Annotated in this window: 15 protein-coding genes; 5 read left to right on the top strand and 10 right to left on the bottom strand. The window is 62.9% G+C overall.

Features of this window, described 5'->3' with window-relative positions; all coding sequences use genetic code 11:
• Positions 1-8 precede the first annotated feature (8 nt).
• The 6 genes from gshA to OX462_RS27320 form a co-directional block, all read right to left on the bottom strand.
• Positions 9-1,610, bottom strand: coding sequence for a glutamate--cysteine ligase (gshA, locus tag OX462_RS27345; protein WP_409027453.1), 1,602 nt, complete (start codon positions 1,608-1,610; stop codon positions 9-11).
• Between the two features lie 216 nt (positions 1,611-1,826).
• A complete protein-coding gene (prmC, locus tag OX462_RS27340) occupies positions 1,827-2,657 on the bottom strand; it encodes a peptide chain release factor N(5)-glutamine methyltransferase (RefSeq protein WP_409027452.1) in 831 nt (276 codons plus the stop codon).
• A gap of 10 nt (positions 2,658-2,667) precedes the next feature.
• Positions 2,668-3,186: a disulfide bond formation protein B gene (locus OX462_RS27335; protein WP_306798479.1), complete on the bottom strand. Its 519-nt coding sequence runs from the start codon at positions 3,184-3,186 to the stop codon at positions 2,668-2,670.
• A 136-nt stretch (positions 3,187-3,322) separates the two neighbouring features.
• Positions 3,323-4,399 carry a peptide chain release factor 1 gene (gene prfA, locus OX462_RS27330; protein ID WP_070289405.1) on the bottom strand — a complete coding sequence of 359 codons (1,077 nt, stop codon included), beginning with the start codon at positions 4,397-4,399 and terminating at the stop codon, positions 3,323-3,325.
• Positions 4,400-4,487: 88 nt separating this feature from the next.
• Positions 4,488-5,762: a glutamyl-tRNA reductase gene (gene hemA, locus OX462_RS27325; RefSeq protein ID WP_070313089.1), complete on the bottom strand. Its 1,275-nt coding sequence runs from the start codon at positions 5,760-5,762 to the stop codon at positions 4,488-4,490.
• An 80-nt stretch (positions 5,763-5,842) separates the two neighbouring features.
• Positions 5,843-6,532 (bottom strand): response regulator transcription factor, encoded by a 690-nt coding sequence (locus OX462_RS27320; protein ID WP_046681910.1) that lies wholly within the window; start codon positions 6,530-6,532, stop codon positions 5,843-5,845.
• Between the two features lie 168 nt (positions 6,533-6,700).
• Here OX462_RS27320 and OX462_RS27315 point away from each other — a divergent pair, with 168 nt between their 5' ends.
• Positions 6,701-7,204 (top strand): hypothetical protein, encoded by a 504-nt coding sequence (locus tag OX462_RS27315; RefSeq protein WP_070313088.1) that lies wholly within the window; start codon positions 6,701-6,703, stop codon positions 7,202-7,204.
• Between the two features lie 3 nt (positions 7,205-7,207).
• Here OX462_RS27315 and minE read toward each other — a convergent pair whose 3' ends face one another.
• From minE to OX462_RS27295, 4 genes are all read right to left on the bottom strand, one after another.
• Positions 7,208-7,459 carry a cell division topological specificity factor MinE gene (minE, locus tag OX462_RS27310; RefSeq protein WP_034752886.1) on the bottom strand — a complete coding sequence of 84 codons (252 nt, stop codon included), beginning with the start codon at positions 7,457-7,459 and terminating at the stop codon, positions 7,208-7,210.
• Between the two features lies 1 nt (position 7,460).
• On the bottom strand, positions 7,461-8,276 hold the full coding sequence (minD, locus tag OX462_RS27305) for a septum site-determining protein MinD (protein ID WP_034752889.1): 816 nt from the start codon (positions 8,274-8,276) through the stop codon (positions 7,461-7,463).
• Positions 8,277-8,313: 37 nt separating this feature from the next.
• Positions 8,314-9,063 (bottom strand): septum site-determining protein MinC, encoded by a 750-nt coding sequence (gene minC / locus OX462_RS27300; RefSeq protein WP_070289408.1) that lies wholly within the window; start codon positions 9,061-9,063, stop codon positions 8,314-8,316.
• 227 nt (positions 9,064-9,290) lie between these two features.
• On the bottom strand, positions 9,291-11,474 hold the full coding sequence (locus tag OX462_RS27295; RefSeq protein WP_409027451.1) for a 5-methyltetrahydropteroyltriglutamate--homocysteine S-methyltransferase: 2,184 nt from the start codon (positions 11,472-11,474) through the stop codon (positions 9,291-9,293).
• Between the two features lie 118 nt (positions 11,475-11,592).
• Here OX462_RS27295 and OX462_RS27290 point away from each other — a divergent pair, with 118 nt between their 5' ends.
• The 4 genes from OX462_RS27290 (at position 11,593) to phbB (ending at position 15,402) form a co-directional block, all read left to right on the top strand.
• Positions 11,593-12,501: a LysR family transcriptional regulator gene (locus tag OX462_RS27290; RefSeq protein ID WP_099408112.1), complete on the top strand. Its 909-nt coding sequence runs from the start codon at positions 11,593-11,595 to the stop codon at positions 12,499-12,501.
• A gap of 129 nt (positions 12,502-12,630) precedes the next feature.
• Complete coding sequence (locus OX462_RS27285; RefSeq protein ID WP_099408111.1) at positions 12,631-13,116, top strand: phasin family protein; 486 nt, start codon at positions 12,631-12,633, stop codon at positions 13,114-13,116.
• A gap of 222 nt (positions 13,117-13,338) precedes the next feature.
• Positions 13,339-14,517, top strand: a complete 1,179-nt coding sequence (locus OX462_RS27280; protein WP_071325828.1) for an acetyl-CoA C-acetyltransferase — start codon at positions 13,339-13,341, stop codon at positions 14,515-14,517.
• Between the two features lie 144 nt (positions 14,518-14,661).
• Positions 14,662-15,402 (top strand): acetoacetyl-CoA reductase, encoded by a 741-nt coding sequence (gene phbB / locus OX462_RS27275; protein ID WP_070219113.1) that lies wholly within the window; start codon positions 14,662-14,664, stop codon positions 15,400-15,402.
• Positions 15,403-15,416: the final 14 nt, after the last annotated feature.

Below are 15,416 nucleotides of genomic sequence, written 5' to 3'. Positions count from 1 at the left end.
AGGCAGGATCAGGTGTGCGAACACAGGGTGCTGGCGCGGTAGGCGGCGACGAAATCGTCGAAGCTGCCGGCCGGCGCCGCTTCCATGGCACGCTGCTCGGCCAGCGAGCTGGCGGCCATCTCGTCGAAATACGCGCTTTGCCCGGGGGGGGGCGGCTGCGCGCGGAACCAGGCAGCGTGGCGTTCGCTCTGGCGCAGGCCGAAGGCGGCAAACGAGCCGCCGTTGGCGCGCAGTTCGGCCAAGACCTTGGCCGATGGCGTCGTGTCCGGGTCGGCCAGTTTACGGGCTTGCGCGGCCAGGCTGTCCGCGTGCTGCGTGCCGCCCTGGCGCGCGTCGAGCAGGGCCGCGACGGGCGCGATACGCGCCAGCAATTCCTCGCCCCAGGCTTGCAGGGTGATGTCTTCGCCATCGCGGCGCAGGCTCAGGCCCGGCTTGCGGCCTTCCTTGACGGTGCGGGCGAAATTGTTCGTGTAGCAGGCGCTTTGCTCGGCAGAAATCGGCGCGCTGTCGTCGAGCGCGCAGAACAGCAAAAACGCGTCGAGGAAGCGGCCCGTTTCCAGGCTGATGCCCACCGGTTCGAACGGGTCGACATCCATGCAGCGCACTTCGATGTATTGCACGCCGCGCAGGCACAGGGCCTGGATGGGGCGCTCGCCCGTGCGGATCACGCGTTTCGGGCGGATGGTCGAATAGTATTCATTTTCGATCTGCAGCACGTTGGTGGACAACTGTATCCACTCGCCATCCTTTTTCGTGCCCAACGCCGCGTACGGCGGATACGGGTCGTTGACGGCGTGCGTGAGCGCGTTGACGTAATCATCGAGGCTGTTTTCGTGCGGGCGCAGGCCGGACTGGGCGTCGTTCTGGTAGCCGAGGTCGCTCATGCGCAGGCTGGTCGCGTACGGCAGGAACAGGGTATCGTCGGACAAGGTGTCGAGCTTGTGCGCGCGGCCGCGCAGGAATCCGGCGGACAGGGCCGGCGAGGCGCCGAACAGGTACATCAACAGCCAGCTGTAGCGGCGGAAATTGCGGATCGTCGCCAGGTAGCTTTCCGACTGCACGTCTTTTGGCGTCGCGGCTGCGTGCGTGGGGCTGGCGCTGGTGTCCGGATGGCTGGCCAGCACTTGCCACAGCTGCTCGTCGAGCGAATAGTTGTAATGGATGCCGGCGATGCATTGCATGGCCTTGCCGTAGCGCAATGCCAGGCCGCGCCGGTAGACGTGCTTGAGCATGCCCATGTTCGACGTGCCGTAGTTGGCGATCTCGATGTCCGCTTCGGGCGGCAGCTGGCAGGGCATCGACTGGCTCCACAGCAACTCGTCGCCGATGCGGCTGTAGGCATGGCGGTGCACGGTATCGAGCTTGTCGAGCGTGACGGCGATGTCGGCTTCGGCCGGGGTGATGAATTCGAGCAGCGCTTCGGCGTAGTCGGTGGTGATTTCAGGGTGCGTCAGCGCCGAGCCCAAGACGGCGGGGTGGGGCGTGGAAGCCAGATGGCCGGCGTGGTCGACGCGCAGGGTTTCGCGCTCGATGCCGCGCAAGCCGCCCAGCAGCGCGCGGTTGGCATCTTCGGTCAGCAATGCCAGGCGGCGAGTCAACAGGTTGGGCAATTTGAGCTTCCTTTCTTGTGCAGCATATAAATAATTTGTGCTGAGATTAACCGAATTTTGGCAAATGCGTCGGCGCCGGCCCAAAAAACGCCGCGTCGCCAGCGTCCGCCCCGGGCAACGGGGACGGCGCTTCGGTCAGGAATTCGCTTGATATTTTAACAAACTGCGGGGGGATCTGGCGCGCCGCCGGGTCAAGCTTTGCACAGGTGGCAACGGTCAGCCCAGGCGGGCGCCGCTGACCCGTTCGATGCCGGCCAGGTCGCGCCAGCTTTGCACCTTGTTGTAGCCGGCAGCGGCCAGCAGCTCGCGCACGGATGCCGCCTGGTCGTAGCCGTGTTCCATCAGCAGCCAGGCGCCCGACGCCAGGTGGCGCGCGGCGCCGGCAACGATGGTGCGCAGGGCCGACAGGCCGTCCGCATGGTCGGTCAGCGCGCCCGCCGGCTCGAAGCGCAGATCGCCTTCGGCCAGGTGGCGGTCGCCGCTGGCGATGTAGGGGGGATTGGAGACGATCAGGTCGAACTTTTCCGTGCCCAGCGCTTCGAACCAGTCGCTGGCCATGAAGGTGATGTTGACGCCGTTGGCGCTGGCGTTGCGGCGCGCCACGGCCAGCGCCGTGCTGCTCACGTCCAGGGCCGTGACGACGGCGTCGGGCCGCGTATGCGCCAGCGCGACGGCGATGGCGCCGCTGCCCGTGCCCATGTCGAGCACCCGTCCGCCGGGCGGCAGGCGCTCGAGCGCCAGTTCCACCAGCACTTCCGTGTCGGGGCGGGGAATCAGCACGGCCTCGTTCACTTCGAACGGCAAGCCGAAGAATTCACGCTGGCCGACGATGTAGGCGATCGGTTCGCCTTGCAGACGGCGCGCCAGCAAGCCCGATAACCGCTCGGTTTCATCAGGAGTAAGGACTCGCTGCGATTGCGTGATCAAGCTGACGCGCGACAGGCCCAGCGCATGGCCCAGCAGGATGCGGTTGTCGAGCGGGTCGAGCAGCGGACGGATTTGCAGGGCGCCGACAGTGCTGCCGGCGGGGATCAGTGTTTCTGGCATAGATAATTGATTATTGTTTGCGGCGCAGCAAAGTCCACAACATGGTGATGGCGAAGATGGCGAACCAGATGAATGCCCATTGCGGAATCGACAGGCCGAAAAACGGCTCGCCGGCATTTTCGCAGGCGCCATACGATTCAAACATGAAGGGCATGAGTTCGGCCGTGAAGACCTTGTTCAGCGCCGTTTCCACCGGATCGATGCCGCACGAGAAGCCGGGATTGGCCAGCACGTACAAATGCTTGGCGCCCACGCCCATGCCGCCCAAGGCCGCCAGCAAGCCGACGCCGGCGCCGATCTTCGGACGGTTGGCTGCGGCGCCCGCCAGGCAGGCGATGCCGATGGCGAGGAACAGGTAGCGCTGGATCACGCACAGCGGGCACGGCGCCATGTTCATGGCATGCTGCAAATACATGGCCACGCCCAGCATCAGGAAACACAGGGCGGCGGTCAACAGGAGGACGGTGCGTGAATTTTTCATGGGCGACACGGTGAGGTGGATGGAATCGAGCTGGTCATTTTCGCACAAGGGCCGATTTTTATTGCTTAGCCGCTACTTAAAGCTGTCGGCTTACGCGCTGCGCGCCAAGCCGACCTACAAATTGCGGCGTAGGTCGGCGTAGGTCGGCTTAGCGCAGCGTAAGCCGACACAACGGAGCCAGCGTTTAGTCGCCTAAAGCAGCCAGCAGTTCCGCCTGGTGCTCCGCCGCCAGCGCATTCGTCAGCTCCGTCAAATCCCCATCCATGATGAAGTCAAGCTTGTACAAGGTCAGATTGATGCGGTGATCCGTCAGGCGGCCCTGCGGGAAATTATAGGTGCGGATGCGCTCGCTGCGGTCGCCCGAGCCGATCAGGCTCTTGCGCGTGGCCGCTTCCTTCGACTGCTGCTCGCGCAATTGCACGTCCTTGATGCGCGCGGCCAGCACTTTCATCGCCTGCGCCTTGTTCTTGTGCTGGCTGCGGTCATCCTGGCACTCGACGACGATGCCGGTCGGCAAGTGGGTGATGCGCACGGCCGAATCCGTCTTGTTGATGTGCTGTCCGCCCGCGCCCGAGGCGCGGTAGGTGTCGATGCGCAGGTCGGCCGGGTTGATGTTGACGTCTTCCACCTCGTCCGCTTCCGGCATCACGGCCACCGTGCAGGCCGAGGTGTGGATGCGGCCCTGCGTTTCCGTGGCCGGCACGCGCTGCACGCGGTGGCCGCCCGACTCGAATTTCAGCTTCGAATACGCGCCATTGCCGACCACGCGCACGATCACCTCGCGGTAGCCGCCCAGGTCGGAATCGGACGAGGACACCAGCTCCACCTGCCAGCGGTTGCGTTCGGCAAAACGCGTGTACATGCGCAGCAGGTCGCCGGCGAACAGGGCCGATTCATCGCCGCCCGTGCCGGCGCGAATTTCCAGGAAGATATTGCGCTCATCGTTGACGTCCTTCGGCAGCAGCATGGTCTGCAGTTCGCGCTCGAGCCGCGCCATGGTGGCCTTGGCCGCCTCGATCTCTTCCTGGGCGAATTCCTTCATGTCCGGGTCCGCCAGCATCTCTTGCGCCGTGGCGATGTCGTTGCCCGCTTCCTGGTAGGAGCGGTACAGGGCCACCAGCGGGCCCAGCTCGGCGTGCTCGCGCGTCATCTTGCGGTAGCTGTCCATGTTCGACGTGGCGTCCGGATGCATCAGCAGTTCGTCGAGTTCGACCAGGCGGTTCGCCAGTTGATCGAGTTTGGCCAGCATGGATGGTTTCATAGCGATTCGCGGTAAAAGAGTGTAGGAATGATGCAAGCCCGGCAGGCGGGCAGGGGGGGGCCGCGCGCGGGCGGCCAGCGGGGCTGCGCTAACGGCGGGGGCGGAACAGTTTCGGCAGCAGGGTGACCAGCTGCTTGCGCTCGTCGCCCTGCGCGTGGTGCAGCGCTTGCTGCGGGCCGTGCAGGAACTTGGCCGTCAAGCCTTTCGACAGCGCTTCGAGCACGGCGTCGATGTCGGCGCCCTTGGCCAGCATCTTGCGCGCCCGTTCCACTTCCAGCAGGCGCAAGGTTTCGCTGTTTTCATGCAGATGCTGGATGACGGGCACCATGGCGCGGTCGTCGACCCAGCTCATGAACGATTGCACGCGCGTCTCGATGATGGCTTCGGCTTGCGCCACGGCCGCCTGCCGGCTTTCCAGGCCCGTCTGCACGACCTTGCCCAGGTCGTCGACCGTGTACAGGAAGACGTCGTTCAAACGGCCCACTTCCGCTTCGATGTCGCGCGGCACGGCCAGGTCGACCATGAACATGGGCTTGTGGCGGCGCGCCTTGATGGCGCGCTCGACCAGGCCCAGGCCCAGCAGCGGCAAGGACGATGCCGTGCACGAGATGACGATGTCGAACTGGTGCAGCTGCTCGGGCAAATCCGCCAGGCGGATCGCCTTGCCGTTGAAACGGTGCGCGAGTTCCTCGCCCCGTTCCATGGTGCGGTTGGCAATGGTGATGCTTTTCGGGTTTTGCGCGGCAAAGTGCGTGGCGCACAATTCGATCATTTCGCCGGCGCCGATGAACAGCACGTTCTGCTCGGCGATCTTGTCGAAGATGCGCTGCGACAGGCGCACGGCGGCCGCCGCCATGGATACGCTGTGGGCGCCGATTTCCGTGCTGCTGCGCACTTCCTTGGCCACCGAAAAGCTGCGCTGGAACAACTGGTGCAGATAGGTGCCCAGGCCGCCCGCCTCGTCGGCCGTGCGGATGGCGTCCTTGATCTGCCCCAGGATTTGCGTTTCGCCCAGCACCATCGAATCGAGCCCGGAGGCGACGCGGAAGGTGTGGCGCACGGCATCGTGCTGCGGCAGCATATACAAGTGGGGGCGCAGCTCGCTGTAGTTGAGCTGGTGGTAGTCGGCCAGGAAATGCGCACCCGCGTCGAGCGGGTTCGGCACATGGCTGGCCGCATACAGCTCGGTGCGGTTGCAGGTCGACAGGATGGCCGCTTCGTCGTTGTCGCGCAAGTCGATGCGCTGGAACCAGGTGCGCGCCGCCATCACCGCCTGGCCCAAGTGCTCAGGCGCAAACGCCAGCTGTTCGCGGAGCGACACTGGGGCGGTGGTATGGTTGAGGCCGACGGCGAGCAGTTGCATTTCAGGGCTGTTGGATGACTTATGGCGACATTATAACGCTTTGTGCCCGCGCTTTGAGCAGGTCAGCCGTTTGCCGCCGTTCAGCCGCCCAGTTTTTCCAGGCGATAACCGTAGCTGTAGACGGGCACGAGCCTGTAGCCGTGTTCCGGTTTCAGCTGCAGCTTGTTGCGCACGCGCGAGACGTGGGTATCCATGGTGCGCGAGGGCAGGGCCGTGTCGCGCTGCCACACGGCTTCGTGGATGTAGGCGCGCGACAGGGGACGGCCCAGGTTGCGGAAAAACAGCAGCGCCAGGGCGAATTCCTTGTGCGTCACATCCAGCACTTCGCCATCGCGCAACAGGCGGCCGGGACGGGTTTCAAACGTGTAATGACCAAATTGCAAGTACTCGGCGCCATTCTGGGCCGGGTACGCCACGCGCAGCAGCGCCTGGGTGCGCAAGGTCAGTTCGCTGCGCCGCAGGGGCTTGATCATGTAGTCGTCGGCACCTGCCGTCATGCCCGCCACCACGTCGTCTTCGCCGGAACTGTTGGTCATAAACAACACGGGCGCCTTCGGCGCCAGTTTTTCCCGGGCACGGCGCAAGACTTCCGCACCGTCCAGATCGCTCACATGCCAGTCGAGGATGAGCATGTCGCAACTGTCCTTGCGCAGCTGCCCCAGCATTTCCTTGCCACTCTGAAACTCGTGGCAAGCGTGGCCGGCGGCGGTGAGCACCTGGCATATCAGTTCTGCCTGGCTATGGTCGCTATCGAGTACGGCAATTCGCATAATTGGCTGGAGTGTGTAGCAACAAACAGACGACCTGCTCTGCTTATCGTAATGTTAAGGAATGCTCAAGTGAAATATAACAGAGATTGCAACTGTGTCCAGTGAAATCGGAGGGCAGATCCTTTACGTTACACTTGTTCATCTACCCCTACTAGCGGAGAAGCGGCCATGCCAGACAAGAGCACTACCGATTGGACACTGATACCGGCCAGTCGTGCCGAAATCGAGCAAGTGCGCGAGCGTTGCCGGCGCCTGGTGCAGCGGCGCGCCATGATGTCGGCGGGCGCCTCGGCCATCCCCATTCCCGGCATCGACCTGATGTCCGACGTGGGTCTGTTTTCCATGTTGATCAACGATATCAACCACGAATTCGGCCTGACGCCCGAGCAGATCGAGCGCCTGAACCCGCAGTTCAAGATGATGGCCTACCGCGCGGCGGTGGGCATGGGAGGCATGCTGGTAGGAAAGCTGGTGTCGCGCGAACTGATCCTCCACCTGCTCAAGCGCAGTGGCGTCAAGATTGCCACCAAGCAGGTGGCGCGCTTCGTGCCGTTCGCCGGCCAAGCGGTGGCGGCAGCCATCGGCTACGCCGTGTTCCGCCAGATCGGCAACCAGCACGTGAACGCCTGCGCCGCGGTGGCGCAGGAATTGCTCACGGTCAGGCCGGAGTAAACCTTACGCGTCCGGCAGCACCACGTTGACGTCGAGCACTTCCAGGTTGCCCTGGCGGTCCAGCGAGATCTTGATGTCGTCGGCATTCACCTTGGTGTACTTGGAAATGACAGCGATCAATTCCTTGTGCAGGGCGGGCAGGAAGTCCGGACCATCGCGTCCGCTGCGTTCGCGGGCGATGATGATCTGCAGGCGTTCCTTGGCCGCGGTGGCCGTCTTCGGCTTGGGGGGGAAGAGGAAAGAAAGCAAGGCCATATCACTTCGCCCCAAAAATGCGCTGGAGTAATCCAGGCTTTTCATAGTTGGTAAAGCGCAACTCGACCTCTTCGCCGAGGAAACGCGAGACCACGTCTTCATAGGCTTGCGCCACGTCCGTGCCCGTGAAATGGATGGCCGGATTGCCCTGGTTCGAGGCGGCCAGCACTTGCTCCGATTCCGGGATGATGCCCACCAGCGGGATGCGCAGGATTTCCTGCACGTCCTGATAGGACAGCATTTCATCCGATTCCACGCGTTTCGGCGAGTAGCGGGTGATCAGCAAATGTTCCTTGACCGGTTCGCCGCCCGTCTGCGCACGGCGCGACTTGGCTTGCAGGATGCCGAGGATGCGGTCCGAATCGCGCACCGACGACACTTCCGGATTGGTGACGATGATGGCTTCGTCGGCGAACGTCAGCGCCATCAGCGCGCCATGCTCGATGCCGGCCGGCGAATCGCAGATGATGAACTCGAAACCCATGTTGATCAGGTCGTTCAACACGCGTTCCACGCCTTCTTCCGACAAGGCATCCTTGTCGCGCGTCTGCGAGGCGGGCAGGATGAACAGGTTGTCGCAGTGCTTGTCCTTGATCAGGGCCTGGTTCAGGGTTGCTTCTTTATTGATCACATTGATCAAGTCATACACGACGCGGCGCTCGCAACCCATGATCAGGTCGAGGTTGCGCAGGCCCACGTCGAAATCGAGCACGGCTGTCTTGTGGCCGCGCATGGCCAGGCCAGTGGAAAAACTGGCGCTAGAGGTCGTCTTGCCGACACCGCCCTTGCCGGACGTCACAACAATAATTCTTGCCACAAATAATCCTTTTCAGATATCTCTTGAATTGTGCAGCTTAAGAGCGGTTCACGGGAGTGACCGGATTGACAGAGTGTATATCGATTCTGTCTCCAGCCAAACGAATTTGCGCGGGTCCGCGCGCCATTTCTGCAGGGAAACCATCCTCGAACGTGCGGTACACGCCCGCGATCGAGACCAGTTCCGGTTCCATGGCCAGCGCGAAGATGCGCGCCTGGGGATTGCCCGAGGCGCCGGCCAGCGCGCGGCCGTACAGCGAGGAATACACGTGGATGCTGCCGTCGGCGATGATTTCGGCGCCATTGTTGACGACGGCGGTGATGATCAGGTCGCAGCCGCGCGCATAGATGCGCTGGCCGGCCCGCACGGGCGTGTCGATCACCATCACCTGGGCGTCGGCGCCCGACTGGGCCGCCGCCGTGGGTGTATCCTTGGGACCATCCTTGGGCGGCGCATCGTCGCGCGTCTTGCCGCTGTCGAGGCTCAAGCCTTGCGCCAGGATGGCGTCATGCATGTCGGCCGGCGCATTGCGCACGGCCACGGCATTCAAACGGTATTTTTTCAGCAGGGCCACGAGGGCGGCCCAGTCGATGGGCACGCTGCCGGGCGGTAAGGCCGCCACGTCCAGCACGGCCAGGTCGTCCTCGAAAAAGTCCGCCACGCCTCCCGTCATGTCGCGCAAGGCGGCATCGAGTGCCTGCGTATCGGCGCTATGCAGAATGGCGGAGACAGCAACGACGGTGGAAATCTTGATTTCGATAGGCTTCTGCGACGGGCTTTTGGACATAAACATTTATCAAAGTGAAACTGCGGCAGGCCAGATGTTCCGTACGGCAACAATGGGAGCAGTAAATTTCTTGCATTCTACTGCAAAAAAATCAGCGTCAGGGGCCTGGCGCATGCTATTCCGCAGGGCAATACCTACTTCATGTCAAAAAAAACGGGCGGCGCCCCGGAAAACCGGTGCGCCGCCCCGAAAGCCGCCGCCCATGCGCCCTCAGGCGCCATGTCCGATTACGCCGCGCGCATCTGCCGTGCCGCCTCGACCATATGACGCAACGCTGTTTCCGTTTCCACCCAGCCACGTGTCTTCAAGCCGCTGGCTTTTTGCAGTAACGTCACCATGTCGACGGCGGTGGGGATGCGCGGCGAGTGGATGCCGTACACGCCGGGGCCGATTTCGTTCGAGTATTGGAACTGGCCTGAGCCCGTCAGCGGTTCCATGTCCGAGCGGCTCGTCTCTATCGTGATGACGTCGGCATCCATGGCGGCGATCTGCGGCAGGATGTCGTTGAACTCGGCATAGCACATGTGGGTATGGATCTGCGTCGTGTCGCTGACGACGGACGCGGCGATGCGAAAGGCGCGCGTGGCCCAGTCCAGATAGGCGTCCCGCTGGCAGCGGCGCAGCGGCAAGCCTTCGCGGATGGCCGGCTCGTCGATCTGGATGATGCCGATGCCGGCCGTTTCCAGGTCCTGCACTTCGTCGCGGATGGCCAGGGCCAGCTGCAGCGCCGTGGCGGCGCGCGGCTGGTCGTCGCGCACGAACGACCATTGCAAGAGCGTCACCGGGCCCGTCAGCATGCCCTTCATCGGTTTGCTCGTCAGGCTTTGCGCATGGACCGTCCATGCGACCGTCATGGGGGCCGGACGCTGCACGTCGCCGTAGATGATGGGCGGCTTGACGCAGCGCGAGCCGTACGATTGCACCCAGCCGTGGCGCGTGAAGATAAAACCGTCGAGTTGCTCACCGAAGTAGTCGACCATGTCCTTGCGTTCCGCTTCGCCATGCACGAGCACGTCCAGGCCCAGCGCTTCCTGGCGGCCCACGGCGTGGGCGATTTCGGCGCGGATGGCCGGCGTCTGCGGGAAGGCGCCAATGGTCGTCGTCGGGAAGTCGGGCAGGCGCAGGCGTGCATGCTGCGCGGCCTGGCGCAACGGGAAGCCGGAATCGCGGCGGTCGACCGTGGGCGTGAGCGTCTGCAGGCGCTGCGCGACCGCCGCACGGTGCACGCGGGGGCTGGCGCGGCGGCTGGCGATGGCCCGGCGGGACCTCGCCAGCGCGGTATCGTCGGGATGGCCTTCCAGTGCGTCTTTCAGCAGCGCAAGTTCCGTGAGTTTTTCCGTGGCAAACGCCAGCCAGCTCTTGATGTCGCCATCGAGGTCCGTCTCCGCTTCCAGGCTGAACGGTACGTGCAGCAGCGAGCACGACGGCGCCAGCCACAGGTGCCCCTTGCGCTTGGCGGCCAGCGGCTGCAGCACGGCCAGGGCAGCGTCGAGGTCGGTACGCCAGATATTGCGGCCATCGACTATACCGATCGACAAGACTTTATGCGCGGGCAGCCAGTCCGTGACACTGATCAATTCATGCGGCGCGCGGATGCCGTCCACGTGCAGGCCGGCCACGGGCAGGCGGCATGCCAGACTGAGGTTTTCTTCCAGCGGCGAGAAATACGTGGCCAGCAGGATGTCCACCCCCACCTGGTTCAGCTGCCAGTAGGCACTCTCGAAGGCGTTGCGCCAGGCATGGGGCAAGTCCAGGCCCAGGATCGGTTCGTCGAGCTGCACCCATGTCACGCCTTGCTGCTTCAGGCGGTCGAGCAGGGCGCCGTAGACGGGCAGCAATTGTTCCAGCAGCGCCAGGCGCTCGAAGCCCGGTGTCTTTTCCTTGCCCAGCCACAGGAAGGTGAGGGGGCCGATCAGGGCCGCCTTGACCTGGTGACCGAGCGCCTGCGCCTCGGCCACCTCCGCCAGCAGGCGCTCGCACGCCAGCGAAAAGCGGGTGTGCGGCGACAATTCGGGCACCAGGTAATGGTAATGGGTGTCAAACCACTTGCTCACTTCCAGCGCATTGCCGTGGCGGCAGCCGGAATGCTCCGCTTGGCTGGTACCGCCGCGCGCCATGGTGAAATAGCGCGACAGCGGCGATTGTTCCGCGCCGAAATCAAAACGCGCCGGCTCGCAGCCCAGCAGCTGGATATGGCTGGCCACGTGGTCGTAGAAGGCGAAGTCGCCCACGGTGACGTAGGCCAGGCCCGCGTCCCTTTGCACGGCCCAGTGGCGCGCGCGCAATTGCTGGCCCGTCGCTTCCAGCGCCGCCTCGGACAGCTCGCCGCGCCAGTGGCTTTCCAGCGCCAGTGTCAGTTCGCGCGTGGCGCCGATACGGGGAAAGCCAAGGATGTGCGTACGAATGGGCATGATGTCATCGAGATTTAATGTGAATGCGCTAGAGTGTGCGGCAACTTGGTCTATAATCAAAACGAAACATTTTGCCGAATAACATGAAAATAATTCACCTGCAGACGTCATTTCCCCGATGCTAGAAATTCGCCACCTGCGCACCCTGAGTGCCCTGCGTTCCTCCGGCAGCCTGGTGCGCGCCGCGCAGCTGCTCAACCTGACCCAGTCGGCCCTGTCGCACCAGATCCGTTTGCTGGAAGAGCGCTACAAGGCGCCCTTGTTCGAGCGCAAGTCGATGCCGATCGCGTTCACGGCCACGGGCAGCCGGCTGCTCGAGCTGGCCGACAAGCTGTTGCCCGAGATCGAACTGGCCGAGCGCGACGTGGCGCGTTTGTCGCAGGGCGACAAGGGGCAGTTGCGGGTGGCGCTCGAATGCCATACCTGTTTCGACTGGCTCATGCCCGTGATGGATGCGTTCCGCCAGCGCTGGCCGGAAGTGGAGATCGATCTTGTCTCCGGCTTTCACAGCGAACCGGCCGACTTGCTGCGCTCGGGCGAGGCCGATCTGGTCATTGGCTCGCCGTATGGCCCCGATTTCACCGTGTTTCCCCTGTTCCGCTTTGAAATGCTGGTGGTGATGGCGCAGAAGCACCGGTTGCAGGCGCAGCGCCGCCTTGCGGCGAGCGACTTTACGGGGGAGACTTTGATTACCTATCCCGTGCCGGAAGAGCGCATCGACCTGATCCGTGAAGTGCTGCGGCCGGCCGGCATCCAGTTTGAACGCCGCACGGCCGAATTGACGGTGGCCGTGCTGCAACTGGTGGCGAGCCGGCGCGGCATCGCCGCCTTGCCGAACTGGGCCATCAAGAATTACGTCGATTACGATTATGTGGTGGCGCGCCCGGTGGGCGAGCACGGCTTGTGGAGCGATTTGTATGTGTCCGTGCCGGAGCCGTTGCAGGACAAGGCCTATGTGCGCGATTTCGTCAGCGTGATACGCGAACAGTGCGCGGCTACGCTCGACGGTATCAAGTTGTTGTCCTGATCAACGTTGAGTTGGAAACAAACCAACAGCAAAGCTTGATAAATATCAAGGTTCAGCAATGAACCACCGCTTACAGTTGAGTACTGTGCGGCGCAACATGGCGTCGCCTACTCTTTGGGGAGGAACGACATGTTTTCATTTTCCGAACAATGGGCACTGGCCGGCAAGGCCGTGGTGGAAGCGCAATTGATCAGCGCGCAAGCGTATGCCCAGGCTGCCGTCGACAGCGGCGCCAGCGTGCTGGAGTTGCAGCTCGATGCGGCCCGCGAGGCCCTGGCTGCCGCTACGGTGGCGGGCAATCAGCTGCTGTCCGTGAAGGATACGCAAGCGCTGCTGCAACTGTCGCGCACCCAGTCGCAACTGGCCATCGAACGCATCGGTGCATATGGCCGCCAGGCAAAGGATGTTGCTCAAGAAACCCAGGAGAAATTTGAGACTGTGACAAAGGGTGAGTTTGCTGCATCGCGTCAAAAATTTGGCGAGCTGTTGCAGGTGGTAAAGCAAACACCCGTGCCCCTGATTATTCCCTTCAATAATTTTCTAAAAACCACTTTCGGCGGTGCCGATGAAGGGTATGATAAAAATAAAAACACGCGTCCTGCTCGCCAGGCCTAAGCGTTTTGCGGCCCGGCAGCGGCTATCCGCCGCGCCAGGTTGCCCGCCGCCACCGCAAGCAGGCTGTCATCGCCGCCGCCAGCGGTGCGGCGCTGGAACTGCGGCGCATGCCGCGCTAGAATGAAACGCAGCTTGCTGTGTCTTCCCGGATTCACTGGATTCCAATTGGATTCTATTAGCACCTTGACCTTGGCCCTCGTGGCCAGCATATCGGAGAAATAAATGGATGATGTCGTAATCGTGGCCGCCGGCCGTACCGCAGTCGGCAAATTCGGTGGCAGTCTGGCCAAGATTCCTGCGTCCGAACTGGGCGCGCATGTAATCAAGGGCTTGCTGGCACAAACCGGCATCGACCCGAACCTGATCGGCGAAGCCATCCTGGGCCAGGTGCTGACGGCCGCCGTCGGCCAGAACGCCGCGCGCCAGGCCGTCATCAAGGCTGGCCTGCCCAGTTCCATCCCGGCATTCACCATCAACAAGGTCTGCGGCAGCGGCCTGAAGGCCACGCACCTGGCGGCGCAAGCGATCAAGTGCGGCGACGCCAACATCATCATCGCCGGCGGCCAGGAAAACATGAGCGCCTCGCCGCACGCGATGAACGGTTCGCGCGACGGTTTCCGCATGGGCGACTTCAAGATGATCGACACCATGATCGTCGATGGTCTGTGGGACGTGTACAACCAGTACCACATGGGCATCACGGCGGAAAACGTCGCCAAGAAATACGAAGTGACGCGCGCCGAGCAGGATGAATTCGCGCTGCAGTCGCAGCTGAAGGCGGAAGCGGCGCAAAAAGCGGGCAAGTTCAAGGATGAAATCTTGCCGCTGGAAATCGCCAACAAAAAAGGCACGGTCGTCTTCGACAGCGACGAATACATCAAGCCCGGCTCGACCCTGGATTCGCTGGCCGGCCTGCGCCCTGCGTTCGCCAAGGACGGCACCGTCACGGCCGGCAATGCATCGGGCCTGAACGACGGCGCCGCCGCCGTGATCATGATGTCCGCTTCGCAAGCGAAGGAACTGGGCTTGAAGCCGCTGGCGCGCATCAAGGCTTATGCCTCGTCGGGCCTGGACCCGGCTGTCATGGGCATGGGCCCCGTCTCCGCATCGCGTCTGTGCCTGAAAAAAGCCGGCTGGACGCATGAAGAGCTGGACCTGATGGAAATCAACGAAGCGTTTGCCGCGCAAGCGATTGCCGTGAACAAGGAAATGGGCTGGGATACCAGCAAGATCAACGTGAACGGCGGCGCGATTGCCATCGGCCACCCGATCGGCGCCTCGGGCGCGCGCATCCTGGTCACCCTGATCCACGAAATGATACGCCGCGACGCCAAGAAAGGCCTGGCAGCGCTGTGCATCGGTGGCGGCATGGGTGTCGCTTTAGCGATCGAGCGCGATTAAGTAGCTGGCACCGAACCCCGCCGTCGCGCGCAGTGCGTGACGGCGGGGTTCGCGGCGGTACGCCGCTGTAATTCTCGGCGGAACTGGGTTGCTTTCACTAAATAATTAACTTTTTGGCAATAGAACGACACTGAGGGGATGAAAATGGCAAGAGTTGCATTGGTAACTGGTGGCATGGGTGGTCTGGGCGAAGCGGTGTGTTTCAAGCTGGCGGCGCTTGGCTATCGCGTGGTGACCACATATTCCCCAGGCAATCCGAAGGTCGAGGAATGGCTGGCGACGACCAAGGACATGGGCTACGACTTCAAGGCATATCCGTGCGACGTGGCCGACTACGATTCGGCCGCTGCCTGCGTGGCGGCAGTGGAAGCGGAAATCGGTCCTGTCGATGTGCTGGTGAATAACGCCGGCATCACGCGCGACATGACGTTCAAGAAGATGGACAAGACGAACTGGGATGCCGTGATGAGCACCAACCTCGATTCCGTCTTCAACATGACCAAGCCCGTCTGCGACGGCATGGTGGAACGCGGCTGGGGCCGCATCATCAATATCTCGTCCGTGAACGGCCAGAAGGGCGCTTTCGGCCAGACCAACTATGCGGCCGCGAAAGCGGGCATGCATGGCTTCACCAAGTCGCTGGCGCTGGAAGTGGCGCGCAAGAACGTCACCGTCAACACCATTTCGCCAGGCTACATCGGCACCAAGATGGTCATGGCGATTCCGCAGGAAGTGCTCGACAGCAAAATCATCCCGCAAATTCCGATGGCGCGCCTGGGCAAGCCGGAAGAAGTGGCCGGCCTGGTGGCCTACCTGGCTTCCGATGAGGCAGCGTTCGTCACGGGCGCGAATATCTCGATCAACGGCGGCCAGCACATGTCGTAATCGGTATTGAGGTA

Origin of the sequence: Janthinobacterium aestuarii (genome assembly GCF_046113285.1) — a bacterium.
Taxonomy (GTDB): Bacteria; Pseudomonadota; Gammaproteobacteria; order Burkholderiales; family Burkholderiaceae_D; genus Janthinobacterium.
Note: the sequence above shows the minus strand (reverse complement) of the source record. Positions and strands in the feature narration are given on the sequence as shown.

Bases quoted from the DNA above. Each gene is read 5' to 3' on its own strand.
- prmC (WP_409027452.1), bottom strand. From the start codon at position 2,657: ATGCCAGAAACACTGATCCCCGCCGGCAGCACTGTCGGCGCCCTGCAA.
- prfA (WP_070289405.1), bottom strand. From the start codon at position 4,399: ATGAAACCATCCATGCTGGCCAAACTCGATCAACTGGCGAACCGCCTG.
- hemA (WP_070313089.1), bottom strand. From the start codon at position 5,762: ATGCAACTGCTCGCCGTCGGCCTCAACCATACCACCGCCCCAGTGTCG.
- OX462_RS27320 (WP_046681910.1), bottom strand. From the start codon at position 6,532: ATGCGAATTGCCGTACTCGATAGCGACCATAGCCAGGCAGAACTGATA.
- OX462_RS27315 (WP_070313088.1), top strand. From the start codon at position 6,701: ATGCCAGACAAGAGCACTACCGATTGGACACTGATACCGGCCAGTCGT.
- minE (WP_034752886.1), bottom strand. From the start codon at position 7,459: ATGGCCTTGCTTTCTTTCCTCTTCCCCCCCAAGCCGAAGACGGCCACC.
- minC (WP_070289408.1), bottom strand. From the start codon at position 9,063: ATGTCCAAAAGCCCGTCGCAGAAGCCTATCGAAATCAAGATTTCCACC.
- OX462_RS27295 (WP_409027451.1), bottom strand. From the start codon at position 11,474: ATGCCCATTCGTACGCACATCCTTGGCTTTCCCCGTATCGGCGCCACG.
- OX462_RS27290 (WP_099408112.1), top strand. From the start codon at position 11,593: ATGCTAGAAATTCGCCACCTGCGCACCCTGAGTGCCCTGCGTTCCTCC.
- OX462_RS27285 (WP_099408111.1), top strand. From the start codon at position 12,631: ATGTTTTCATTTTCCGAACAATGGGCACTGGCCGGCAAGGCCGTGGTG.
- OX462_RS27280 (WP_071325828.1), top strand. From the start codon at position 13,339: ATGGATGATGTCGTAATCGTGGCCGCCGGCCGTACCGCAGTCGGCAAA.
- phbB (WP_070219113.1), top strand. From the start codon at position 14,662: ATGGCAAGAGTTGCATTGGTAACTGGTGGCATGGGTGGTCTGGGCGAA.